This window comes from Pseudomonas sp., assembly GCF_050739995.1.
Lineage (GTDB): Bacteria > Pseudomonadota > Gammaproteobacteria > Pseudomonadales > Pseudomonadaceae > Aquipseudomonas.
Genome location: NZ_JBOICG010000555.1, coordinates 1 through 11,359, shown reverse-complemented (window position 1 = coordinate 11,359; position 11,359 = coordinate 1). Strand labels below are relative to the sequence as shown.

The window sequence follows — 11,359 nt, the reverse complement described above, 5'->3', positions numbered from 1 at the left end:
GAGGTCGGACGTGCACATTGATTTGCTGGTGACCGACGTCGGGTTGCCGGGCGGGATGAATGGCCGGCAGATGGCGGAAGCGGGCATGACGCTGCGGCCAGGCTTGAAGACGCTGTTCATTACCGGCTACGCCGAAAACGCGGTGATGGGTTATGGGCAACTGGCGGCGGGAATGGGTGTGTTGACGAAGCCGTTTGCGGTGGAGGGGCTAGGGGGGCGGGTCAGGGAGCTGTTGGGGCGATAAGGTCCGCCCCAGGCTGTTCAAGCAAACACGCGCGCGATAAAGGCTTCCAGGCCTTGCTCCTCCAAGATCTCGACAGAGAAATGCCCAAAGCGCTTGGGCAGCCAAATGATGCGCGTGCCGGATGGTGACTGCAGATCCTCCAGGGCCAATGGTTGGCCGTTCTCATCCTGCGGCTGGACCCCCTCTGCGACCAACTCGGCATAGGCCACCTCGATATCGGGCGTTGTGTAGCAATGCCGGTAAATCATGCCTTCGCCGTGCGCATCCAGTAGCTCCCGCAGGTTTCCCGCCAGCGGTTGCACCAGCATGAAACGCTCCTGGCCCATCAGCGCTACCGCATAGCGCACATGCAAACCACCGCGCTCCCACACTTGGGTGGTGGAGATCCTGGCCTTGAGGATTTTCGCGTAATACGCGCAGGCCTCTTCGAGATCCTCTACCAATACATCGACGTGACTGAACTTCAGCTCCATGGCTTGCCCCGGTTGAATGTTGATTTACGCGACAGTAGCCGATTTACAACTATTAACGTATTCCCCACGCCGTTCGAGCTAGCGTATTCACGCGCATCCCTTTTTCGTGAACTCGTGACCATGAAGCTACGTGCCGTTGCCTCAACATTACTTGCCTTCGCCGCATTGCAGCCGTCTCCAACACAGGCGGCGCCCACCATCAGCCACGTCGCCATCTACCGTGGCCCGGCGGGTTGTGATGACTGCTCTGAAAACGTCAAAACCGCCCTGTTGCACCTCAACCCGAACTACCACATTGACTTCGTCGGCGCGAAAGAGTCGATCGACATCACCCCGCAAAATCTCGCCCGCTATGACCTCTATGTGCAACCCGGTGGCGGCCAGGACATTCCCGGCGCCCTGGCCAGCCTGGGCGATGCTCGGGCGCAAGCCATTCGTGACTATGTGGCCAAGGGTGGGCGCTACCTGGGGCTGTGCATGGGAGCTTACCTGGCGGATGACAGCAACCTGGGTTTGATACCGCAAGACCTGGACTCCGAAGCGGGACGGCCCGGGTTTGAAGGGAAAGGGGTTGATGATGCGGCGGTGCGGGTGGTGTGGGATGGGCAACCGGATAACGTGTTTTATCAGGATGGGCCTTACTTTCCGCCGGCTGATGCGGCGTCACCCTATACGACGATTGCGACTTATCGGAATGGCGATGTGGCGGCGGCACGGTATACGTACGAGAAGGGCGTAGTGGTGTTGAGCGGGCCACATCCAGAGGCGGGGCGGGAGTGGTTTGAGAAGGCGGGGATTGAGGTAGGTGAGAGGCCGCGGGGGGAGTTGTTTGGGGTGTTGGTGCGTGAAGTCGAGCGATAGGGCTGGAAAGCAGAACTTTTTTCCAAACAGGTCTACCATGCCAACCCCGGCAGTGGTTCCACGCGCTACCGATCCTTCTTCTTATAGGTATCGCCATGTCCATCGACCAAATTTCCCTCCCCAAGGGCGTAGGCCCTCACGCCGCCAAACTCCTGGATGCCATCACTGGTGCCTCCACCCATGAAGAACTCAACCGCGCCGGAGGCAAGGCTGAAGGTTTCGTGCTGGGGCTGGAATCCACCAAAGCCATCAAAAGCCAGATCGCCGAGTCGTTGTATGTGGCCTACGATGACGCGGCGGGCAATCGGGCAGTTGAGTTGAAGGGCTGATCGTCAGCTGGGGCAGGGCGCTTCGCGGTCAAGGAGTTTGGCGGTGAGAAGTACGCCTAGTTCGCTCAGTTGGTGGATGGCCAAAGCGGTGTCGCGGTGCTTGCTGCTGAGGTCTTCGAACAGGTCGAGCAGCAGGAGGCTGACGGAGGTGAAGGTTTCGTAGCTGTTGGTGATGAGGGTTTCAGTACTGGTGTCGGGAGTGACGCTAAAGAATCCTGGCGGGCTGGAACCTTCTTGAGGGGCGAGCTAAGGACTGCCGTTACGATATCTTGGTCAAAAAATACAAGGGGCCCAAGGACGATTTACTGATCGAGGTGAAGAGCAGCGCAGATCCATCGCAAATTCGGATGGCGATTGGGCAGGTCTTCTCCTATTGGCACCGGCTTATAGGCCCTTCGGAGAGTTGTCATACCGCGATTGTGTTGCCGACACGGCCTGATAGTGAGACTGAAAAACTGTTGAAGTGGCTGGATATCGGACTCTTATGGCTGGAGAACGAAAAGCTGCACACATCCACTGAGTGGCTAGAGGGTTTTGTCGCCTCCATTCCTTCCAGGGGCTAAACAGTCAACTGGCTTAAGGGGGACTGTCATCATGGGTGGGTTAGAGTCGGTCGCTTACACCGTAGATGAAGGAACCACCATGACATTGACCGTCAAAACCTTGCTCGAACTGGCCATGGCCAACCCCATCAACGCCGAAATCACCGCGCGCCTGCCTGACCTCGGCGTGGCCCAATGCATGCTCACGGCAGGCTGTCTGTTCCAGGCGGTGTGGAATTATCAATCAAACCTTCCCGCCGCTCAGGGAGTAAAGGACTACGACGTTTTTTACTTCGATACCGACCTGTCCTACGAGGCTGAAGACAAAGTGATCCGCGCCGCTGAGCAGCTGTTTCAGGACTTGGGCGTCAACGTCGAGGTCAAGAACCAGGCGCGGGTTCACCTGTGGTACGCCGAGCGGTTTGGCCGGCCTTATCCGCAGCTGCACTCGGCCAGGCAGGGCGTTGACCGTTACCTGGTAGCGGGCACGTGTATCGGGCTGGAGATTGAGACGGGTGAGGTGTATGCGCCGTATGGGTTGGCGGATGTAGAGCAGGGCGTACTGCGGATTAACCCCCTGCACCCGGAGCCTGAGTTGTTCGTGCAGAAGGCGCGCAGTTATCAGGCGCGCTGGCCGTGGCTCAGGATCATTGATGAAAATCTGCGGTGAACTATTCCCTAAGTGTCCTCTCCAGGACCTCTGTGGGAGCTGTCGAGCTTTAGCGAGGCTGCGAAGGCGGCGGCACTGCCAATGAATAGGTTGCCTGCCCCACATCTGAGCGGTGCTCCGTCAGTCAACTTGGGCGTAAGCGCAGGATCTGCGCTCCGTCGAACGGGTCCGTCAGGTAATGCGCCTGTACCCCGAACGTGTCCTGCAAGCGTTGTGGTGTCAGTACCTGCAGCGGCTTGCCCAGCGCCACCAAGTGCCCGCGATCCAGCACGGCCAGGCGATCGCAGGTCAGTGCCTGATTGAGGTCATGCAGGGCAATCAGCGTGGTCACCGGCAACGCTTGCACGCCTTTCAAGATTGCCAGTTGATGCTGGATATCCAGGTGGTTGGTTGGCTCATCCAGTAGCAGAATCTGCGGGCGTTGTGCCAGGGCGCGGGCGATGTGCACGCGTTGGCGTTCACCGCCGGAGAGGCTGCGCCAGGCGCGTTGGCCCAGGTGGGTGGCGTCTACGTCATGCAGTGCCTGACTTACGATGGCATGGTCTTCGCTGGACCACGGGCTCAGTGCCGACAGCCAGGGCGTGCGCCCCAGGGCCACAGCGTCGAACACGCGGATGGCGTCGTCGGTGTCGGCTTGTTGCTCCACCAGCGCCAGTTGCTGCGCGATGGCGCGGCGCGACAGTTTGTCCAGGGGCTGGCCGCCCAACCGTACTTCGCCGTTGGCCGGTGCGCGCAAGCCGGCGAGCAGCTTGAGCAGGGTGGACTTGCCGGAGCCGTTCGGCCCGACGATGCCCAGGGTTTCGCCCAACTGAACGTCAAGGTGGATGTCATGCAGCAACGGGGCCTCACGCACTTTGAAACCCAGACCGGTGCAACTCAAGACACTCATCGCGCGTTCCTCCGACCGATCAGGATCAGCGCAAACACCGGCGCGCCCACCAATGCTGTGACCACCCCGACCGGAACCACCTGGCCTTTGATCAAGGTGCGTGAAAGTACGTCTGCCGCAATCAGGAACAGCGCGCCGCCCAGGGCGCTGGCCGGCAGCAAGCGCGAATGTCCAGTGCCCAGCAGCAGGCGCGCGGCATGGGGAATGACCAGCCCGACAAAGCCGATGGAGCCGACAATCGACACCATCACCGCCGTCACCAGCGCCGCGCAACCCACCAGCACGAACTGCACGCGGCGCACCGGGATGCCGAGGGACGCCGCCGAGTCCGTGCCAAAAGTAAATGCATCCAGCGCACGGCGATGCCACAGGCACACCGCCAGGCCCAAGACCGCCACGGGCACCGCCAGCCACACGGAGGGCCAGCGCACGCCGCTGAGGTTGCCCAGCAGCCAGAACATGATGCCGCGGACCTGTTCGGAGCTGGCCGACTGGGTGATCAGGAAGGCGGTGAGGGCATTGAACAACTGCGAACCGGCAATACCGGCGAGGATGATCTGCCCGGTGCCGCTGGCCGAACCGCTGGCGCGGGCCAGCAGAATCACCAAGGCAAACGCCGCCATGGCGCCGACGAACGCGCCCGCCGACAGCGAAATCAAGCCGCCACCCACGCCGATCAACGCCACCAGCACGGCGCCAGTTGACGCACCGGCGCTGATGCCGAGCAGGTACGGGTCGGCCAGGGGGTTACGCAGCAACGACTGCAAGATCACGCCGCAGGTCGCCAACCCCGCACCACAGGCGGCGGCAACCAGGGCACGGGTCAGGCGGTAGTTCCACACCACGCCTTCGTCGATGGGGTCCAGCACATAGCCGGCCGCCCACAGTTTGTTGGCGAGCACCTGCAACACCACCTGCGGTTCGATGGCGGTTTCGCCGATGGCCACGCCAGCAAGGACCGCGAGCAGTAGCAGGGTGAGGGCGAGCAGGGTACGGATCATTGGGGCAGGTCGTAGCCGTCGATCGCGCCGGCCAGTTGTTCCAGGCCATCGAACATGCGGATGCTGGCTTGCAGGGCCAGGGCGTCAATAATGATGATGCGGTTGTTTTTCACGGCGTCCATGTTGCGGGTCACCGGGTCGCTGCGCAGGAAGGCGAGTTTCTTTTCATGGTCGTCGGCGGGGTAGCGGCGGCGGTCCATGCGGGCGATCACCAGGAAGGTCGGATTGGCCTTGGCCAGGGTTTCCCAGCCGACGGCGGGCCACTCTTCATCGGACTGCACCACGTTGTGCAGGCCCAGGGTTTCCAGCATGAACTCCGGAATGCCTTTATGACCGGCCACGTACGGGTCGCTGGCCATTTCGGCGCTGGAGAACCACACCAGTGCGCTGGCTTGCTTGAGGCCTTTGCCCTGCGCGGTGGCGACCGATTTGGCCAGGCGTGCCTTGAGCGCGTCGTTCAGTTGCTGGCCGCGGTCCTGTACGTCGAAGATCTGCGCCAGTTGGCTGATGCTTTTATAGATCGTCTCGATGCGAAACGGCTCAAGGCGCGTGCCGTCGGCGCCCACCAGGTTGTCCTTGCCTTCGCAGTCGGAGGGCAGCAGGTAGGTGGGGATTTTCAGTTCATGGAATTGCTCGCGGGTGCCGACCACGCCCTGCGGCCCGACCACCCATTCCAGCTCGGCGGCTACCAGTTGCGGGCGCTTGGCGATCACGGCTTCGAAGCTCGGCTCGTTGTTGGCCAAGCGCTCGATCTTGTCGTTCTGCGCCTTGAATTGAGGCAGTACGTTGTTGAACCACAACGAGGTGCCGACCACTTTGTCCGCCAGGCCCAGGGCGTAGAGCATTTCGGTGGCGGCCTGGCCGATGGTCACGCTGCGGGCGGGAGCTTGTTGGAAGGTGAGGTGGCTGCCACAGTTTTCGACGGTCAGTGGGAAGTGGGTGGGCGCGGCCTGGGCCAAGGCACAGAAGCCTACGCCGGTGAGCAGGGCGGTAACGCGTGGCAGCATGGGGCATCTCCGTTTGAACCGTACAAGGAGCTGGGGAGGCACGGTATTGGAAATACAGCCATGAACGCTGCCGATGGGGCAGGGCAAGGATGTCCTTCCCGGACACCCCGCCGGTTAGTGATCTAGCTGGGCCGGCAGGTCTCCTGACTGATGCGTCGTCGCCTTGCTCCGGCCTTCCCGAGCATGGCTCAGTGGCAGTGTGGAGCAGGCTCAGCACCTACAGTTGCGGGGGCAGTTCCGATTGACGCGATGGGACCGCGCTTCGGATTCCCTATTAGTCCCGTTTGGGAACCGGCGCGGTATGGTAGTCGATCAGGACGAGGCGACATAGCCCAAGGTGCGCCCGTTCAGACCCGAATGTCCTCAGGGCCTTGGATCAGCGCTTCGATCCGCGTACCGGTGGCGCGTTCTTCGTTGCTGAAACCATCGTAGTCGGCCAGGTTGGCGAAGCGGATGCCGGTCAGGCGCTCTATCTGGATCACGCTGCGCTGGTAGGTCCTGAGTTGACCGAATACCAGGTCGAGCTGATCCAGTTCGCGGGTTTGGTCGATCATGTAGGCGCTGGCAGAGGGTTTGCCGTCGTCGTTGAGGTAGGCGACGACTTTCCAGAACGCCTGGGGAATTTGAACGCCTCGGTACACACGGTCACTCGCGGCAAACACCGGACCGGTAAACACCGTGGCGCGGGCTTTCCAGCGTTGCGTGTTGTCCAGAATGTAATCTTCGAGTTCCAGCCAGGTCTTCTGGTTGAACCCACTCATCTGTGGCGAGCAGTTGGTGAAATGGAAGGTGTCGGCGTTGGCGGTCTGGGCGTCGTCGCCCCAATTGGGGTCTTGTCGGCGCACCAGATGGCCACGATCCAGGCCGTTCTTGGCATACAGCTCGTCGCCCACCTGGGCGCTGTTGGGCAGGCGACCATCGTAGGCCCAGCTGTCGTTGCGGCGGATGATGTCTACCGACCGGCCTCCGTCGATATTGACGCCCACATACAGTGCGAGCCGTTTGGAGCGGGACATCGTCACCGAGAAGTGCGTGTAGTCCAGGCGCTGGCCGCCACCGCCCAGTGTCTGAACGTCACCCGCGAGGGTTTCCTCCACCGTCGGCCATGGCACTACGAAGCTGCCGAGAAAATCGTCTGCGTAGCCGCGCCGGTCCTTCAAGTCTTTGGCCGAGGTAGCGCGAGGCGCCGCCGCCCTGGCTTCCATGAGGCTGGGGCTGGGCATGATCAGCGGGCGTAAATCGCCGAGTCTGGGGCGGTGGGCAAGGTCGATTTTGGCTTTACGTGCTGGCATCGGTGAGTCCTCCTCGGATAAACGCGACTGCAACATAGCTTGATGACAATTGAAGGTACGCGTTAACCCTCGGGGGCTATCCTGAAACAGTCTCCCGGACGTTCACCGCACGCCAAAAGGAGCCAGCCAATGTGTGATCGCCATTTGCGTAACCCTGTTTTCTGCTTGATTCCGCCCTACATGCTCGACCAGATCGCGCGCCACGGTAATAAGGCGCAACGGGATGTCGCGCTGCGTACCCGTGCCAAGGACAGCACATTCCGCTCGTTGCGGATGGTCGCGGTGCCCGCCAAGAGCCCGGCCCAGCAGGCCCTGGCCATGGGCGCCGAGAAACAGCGTTCGATCTACAGCGCCGAGGGTACCGATAGCCTGCCAGGGAAGCTGATCCGTGGTGAAGGGCAGCCCGAGAGTGGTGATGCTGCGGTGGACGAGGCCTATGATGGCCTGGGCGCCACCTTCGATTTTTTTGACCAGGTCTTCGACCGCAATTCCATCGACGATGCCGGTATGGCGTTGGACGCAACCGTCCATTTTGGCCAGAGCTATAACAACGCGTTCTGGAACTCGACCCAGATGGTGTTTGGGGATGGGGATGGCCAGTTGTTCAACCGGTTCACGGTAGCCCTTGACGTGATTGGCCATGAATTGGCCCATGGCGTCACCGAGGATGAGGCCAAGCTGATGTATTTCAACCAGTCCGGGGCATTGAACGAATCGTTGTCGGACGTGTTCGGTTCACTGATCAAGCAATATGCGTTGAAGCAAAAGGCCGAGGACGCCGATTGGTTGATTGGCAAAGGGCTGTTTACCAAAAAAATCAAAGGCACTGCACTGCGTTCAATGAAGGCTCCCGGCACTGCTTTTGACGACAAACTGCTGGGCAAGGACCCTCAACCTGGGCACATGGATGATTTTGTCCAGACCTACGAGGACAATGGCGGGGTGCATATCAATTCCGGTATTCCCAACCATGCGTTCTATCAGGTAGCGACTCAATTGGGTGGGTTCGCCTGGGAACGTGCGGGGCGCATCTGGTATGACGCGTTGCGTGATGCGCGGCTTCGGCCCAACTCGGGGTTCTTGCGCTTTGCGCGCATTACTTACGATGTGGCCGGCCGTCTTTACGGCGTGAACAAGGATGAGCAGAAGGCGGTCAAGGACGGTTGGAAAGCGGTCGGTATTTCCGTCTGAGGTGAGGAACAGTCATGCAAATTTCGATCAAGGAAATCGGCGGGCCTGGTTTTTTTCCGGGCCTGGCCCAACCGCGTACGGTGGAACTGGACACGCTACCCGAGCAGGATCAACAGGAGTTGCGGCAGCTGATCGCCGCGTCAGACTTTTTTCAGTTGCCACAAAGTACCGCTCCAGCGCCCGGGAATCCAGGCCAGGTGCATTACACCCTGACGGTGACGGAAGGCACGCGAGCACACACGGTGTGTGTGCTCGCGCCGGTGAAGTCTCAGGCGCTGGACGGATTGGTGCAGTGCGTGCGGCGGCATATTCGCTGCTGATACTCGCTTCTTGATTGTAGTGAGCGGGCTTGCCCCGCGCTGGGGGCGAAGCCACCCCAACAAAGACGCTGCGGTGTTTCAGGAAGACCAAGGTGTCTGGGTTTAGGGCGGCTGCGCCACCCAGCGCGGGGCAAGCCCGCTCACTACAGGGGTTATTGGCGGTTCAGCCAGACGGTCTGTGCGTTGCAGAACTCCCGTACGCCGAAGTGCGACAGCTCGCGGCCGAACCCACTCTTTTTGATCCCGCCAAACGCTACTCGAGGGTCGGAGACGCTGAAGGAATTGACGAAGATCCCGCCGGTTTCCAACTGGTTGGCGATGTCCCGCGCCTTCGCCGCATCGGTGGTGAAGAGGCTCGCCGTCAGCCCGAACTCGCTGTCGTTGGCCAGGGCCACAGCGTGGTCGGCATCGCGTGCAGTGATGATTGATGCCACCGGCCCGAACAGTTCCTGTTTGAACGAAGTCATCTGGTCGGTGACGTTGGCCAATACGGTCGGCTCATAGTAGTTGCCGGCACCGGGCACTTTGTTGCCGCCCAGCAGCAGCGTCGCGCCTTCTTCCAGGGTAGCCTGGACCTGGCCGTGTAGCTCTTCACGCAGGTCAACGCGTGCCATCGGGCCGATGTAAGTGTCGGCTGCGGTTGGGTCGCCCATCACCAGTGTGCGGCTGGCTTCGAGGAATTTGGCGGTGAACGCAGCTACTACGCCTTCTTCGATGATCAGGCGCTTGGCGGCGGCGCAGACTTGGCCACTGTTTTGGAAACGGCCGATCACGGCGGCCTGCACGGCAGCGTCGAGGTCGGCGTCGTTGAGCACGATGAACGGGTCGGAACCGCCCAGTTCCAGCACGCATTTTTTCAACGCGGCACCGGCCTGAGAGCCGATGGCGATGCCGGCGCGCACGCTGCCGGTGAGGGTGACGGCGGCGATGCGTGGGTCGGCGATGGCCTTGGAGACGCCTTCGTTCGTCACGTTGACCACTTCAAAAATGCCTTCGGCGAAGCCGGCTTTCTGGAACGCTTGCTGGATCAGGTAGGCGCTGCCCATCACATTGGGCGCGTGCTTGAGCACGTAGGTGTTACCGGCCAGCAAGGTCGGCACGGCACCGCGCAGCACTTGCCACACCGGGAAGTTCCACGGCATCACGGCGAAGATCGGGCCCAGTGGGCGGTATTCGATCTGCGCGCTGCCGTTGTCCACCAAGGTCGGTTCCGGGGCAAGCATGGCCGGGCCCTGGGCTGCGTACCATTGGCTGAGTTGGGCGCACTTTTCGATTTCAGCGCGGGCTTGGGCGATGGGTTTGCCCATTTCCAGGGTGATCATCTGCGCCATGGTTTCGGCTTGCTCACGCAGGGCGGCGGCCAGGGCCAGCAGCAACTCGGCGCGCTGGCTGACCGGTTGGCGACGCCAGGTGTGGAAGGCACGGGTGGAGCGATCGAGGGCGGCATTCAGCTGCGACTCGGTTTCGTATGGGTAGCTGCCGACGGTTTCGCCGTTGGTGGGGTTGATCGAGAGGGCGTGGGTAGTCGCGTTCATGGCACCGTCCTGCTGAATGAGTGGGATGGGTTCAGCCTACGGGGATGTATGTTTTTCATAAACTGAATAATATTAAGCAATACATTCACGATTGGAGAATGATTTGGATCTGGTGCAGCTGGAAATCTTCAAGGCCGTTGCCGAGCAGGGCAGCATCAGCGCTGCCGCACAGTTGATTCATCGCGTGCCGTCGAACTTGACCACGCGTATCAAGCAACTGGAACAGGACCTGGGCGTGGAATTGTTTATCCGCGAGAAGAGCCGCTTGCGCCTGTCACCGGCCGGCTGGAATTTCCTCGGCTATGCGCGGCGCATTCTCGATCTGGTCCAGGAGGCCCGGGCGACGGTGGCGGGGGAGGAGCCCCAGGGCACGTTTGCCCTCGGCTCCCTGGAAAGCACGGCGGCGGTGCGTATTCCGGCATTACTGGCGGCGTATAACCAGAAGCACACCAAGGTCGAGTTGGACCTGAGTACCGGGCCGTCGGGCACGATGATCGAGGGGGTGCTGTCGGGGCGGCTGACGGCGGCATTTGTCGATGGGCCGCTGTTGCACGCCACGCTGGAAGGGGTGCCGGTGTTCGAGGAGGAGATGGTGGTGATTGCACCGCTGCATCACACGCCGATCACACGGGGGCAGGATGTGAACGGAGAGAGCATCTACACCTTCCGCTCGAACTGCTCATACCGGCATCACCTGGAGCGCTGGTTTTCCCAGGATGGCGCGGTGCCGGGCAAGATCTTCGAGATCGAGTCTTATCACGGCATGCTCGCCTGCGTCAGCGCCGGAGCCGGCCTGGCACTGATGCCACGCAGCATGCTGGAAAGCATGCCGGGGTTTGCGGCGGTGAGTGTGTGGCCGTTGACAGATAACTTCCGCATTTTGCATACATGGCTGATCTGGCGGCGGGGGACGGTGTCGCAGAGTTTGAATAGTTTTGTAAGGCTGCTTGAGGAACGCAATCTGGTCGCGCCGTAGATTAAATGTGGGAGGGGGCTTGCTCCCGA

General features: G+C 61.2%; 12 protein-coding genes, 2 pseudogenes and 1 riboswitch. Of the genes and pseudogenes, 7 read left to right on the top strand and 7 right to left on the bottom strand.

Features of this window, described 5'->3' with window-relative positions:
* Positions 1-244: pseudogene (locus ACRESD_RS18365) on the top strand (histidine kinase); the annotation flags it as partial.
* A gap of 17 nt (positions 245-261) precedes the next feature.
* Here the strand turns inward: ACRESD_RS18365 and ACRESD_RS18360 are convergent.
* The gene (locus ACRESD_RS18360) at positions 262-717 is read right to left on the bottom strand and encodes a VOC family protein (protein WP_431752218.1); all 456 of its coding nucleotides are present in this window, start codon (positions 715-717) and stop codon (positions 262-264) included.
* A gap of 120 nt (positions 718-837) precedes the next feature.
* On the opposite strand from ACRESD_RS18360, the gene ACRESD_RS18355 reads away from it, so the two are divergent.
* Together ACRESD_RS18355 and ACRESD_RS18350 are read left to right on the top strand one after the other, a co-directional pair.
* Positions 838-1,578, top strand: coding sequence for a BPL-N domain-containing protein (locus ACRESD_RS18355; RefSeq protein ID WP_431752217.1), 741 nt, complete (start codon positions 838-840; stop codon positions 1,576-1,578).
* Between the two features lie 95 nt (positions 1,579-1,673).
* On the top strand, positions 1,674-1,907 hold the full coding sequence (locus ACRESD_RS18350) for a hypothetical protein (RefSeq protein ID WP_431752216.1): 234 nt from the start codon (positions 1,674-1,676) through the stop codon (positions 1,905-1,907).
* Positions 1,908-1,910: 3 nt separating this feature from the next.
* Here ACRESD_RS18350 and ACRESD_RS18345 read toward each other — a convergent pair.
* A pseudogene (locus tag ACRESD_RS18345) lies at positions 1,911-2,117 on the bottom strand (DUF6124 family protein); the annotation flags it as partial.
* Positions 2,118-2,549: 432 nt separating this feature from the next.
* On the opposite strand from ACRESD_RS18345, the gene ACRESD_RS18340 reads away from it, so the two are divergent.
* A complete protein-coding gene (locus ACRESD_RS18340) occupies positions 2,550-3,119 on the top strand; it encodes a nucleotidyltransferase family protein (protein WP_431752215.1) in 570 nt (189 codons plus the stop codon).
* 124 nt (positions 3,120-3,243) lie between these two features.
* Here ACRESD_RS18340 and ACRESD_RS18335 read toward each other — a convergent pair whose 3' ends face one another.
* From ACRESD_RS18335 to ACRESD_RS18320, 4 genes are all read right to left on the bottom strand, one after another.
* Positions 3,244-4,008, bottom strand: a complete 765-nt coding sequence (locus tag ACRESD_RS18335; RefSeq protein WP_431752214.1) for an ABC transporter ATP-binding protein — start codon at positions 4,006-4,008, stop codon at positions 3,244-3,246.
* On the bottom strand, positions 4,005-5,009 hold the full coding sequence (locus ACRESD_RS18330; RefSeq protein ID WP_431752213.1) for a FecCD family ABC transporter permease: 1,005 nt from the start codon (positions 5,007-5,009) through the stop codon (positions 4,005-4,007). The genes ACRESD_RS18335 and ACRESD_RS18330 overlap by 4 nt, the downstream gene beginning before the upstream one ends.
* Positions 5,006-6,016, bottom strand: coding sequence for an ABC transporter substrate-binding protein (locus tag ACRESD_RS18325; RefSeq protein ID WP_431752212.1), 1,011 nt, complete (start codon positions 6,014-6,016; stop codon positions 5,006-5,008). The genes ACRESD_RS18330 and ACRESD_RS18325 overlap by 4 nt, the downstream gene beginning before the upstream one ends.
* Before the next feature lie 116 nt (positions 6,017-6,132).
* Positions 6,133-6,327: riboswitch (cobalamin riboswitch) on the bottom strand.
* A 36-nt stretch (positions 6,328-6,363) separates the two neighbouring features.
* Positions 6,364-7,308: a DNA/RNA non-specific endonuclease gene (locus ACRESD_RS18320; RefSeq protein ID WP_431752211.1), complete on the bottom strand. Its 945-nt coding sequence runs from the start codon at positions 7,306-7,308 to the stop codon at positions 6,364-6,366.
* Between the two features lie 129 nt (positions 7,309-7,437).
* On the opposite strand from ACRESD_RS18320, the gene ACRESD_RS18315 reads away from it, so the two are divergent.
* Positions 7,438-8,499, top strand: coding sequence for a M4 family metallopeptidase (locus ACRESD_RS18315; RefSeq protein ID WP_431752210.1), 1,062 nt, complete (start codon positions 7,438-7,440; stop codon positions 8,497-8,499).
* A 14-nt stretch (positions 8,500-8,513) separates the two neighbouring features.
* A complete protein-coding gene (locus ACRESD_RS18310; RefSeq protein WP_431752209.1) occupies positions 8,514-8,819 on the top strand; it encodes a protealysin inhibitor emfourin in 306 nt (101 codons plus the stop codon).
* Positions 8,820-8,971: 152 nt separating this feature from the next.
* Here the strand turns inward: ACRESD_RS18310 and ACRESD_RS18305 are convergent, their stop codons facing one another.
* Entirely contained in the window at positions 8,972-10,354 is a 1,383-nt protein-coding gene (locus ACRESD_RS18305) for an aldehyde dehydrogenase family protein (RefSeq protein WP_431752208.1), read from the bottom strand.
* A gap of 103 nt (positions 10,355-10,457) precedes the next feature.
* On the opposite strand from ACRESD_RS18305, the gene ptrR reads away from it, so the two are divergent.
* Positions 10,458-11,330, top strand: a complete 873-nt coding sequence (ptrR, locus tag ACRESD_RS18300) for a putrescine utilization regulator PtrR (RefSeq protein WP_431752207.1) — start codon at positions 10,458-10,460, stop codon at positions 11,328-11,330.
* Positions 11,331-11,359: the final 29 nt, after the last annotated feature.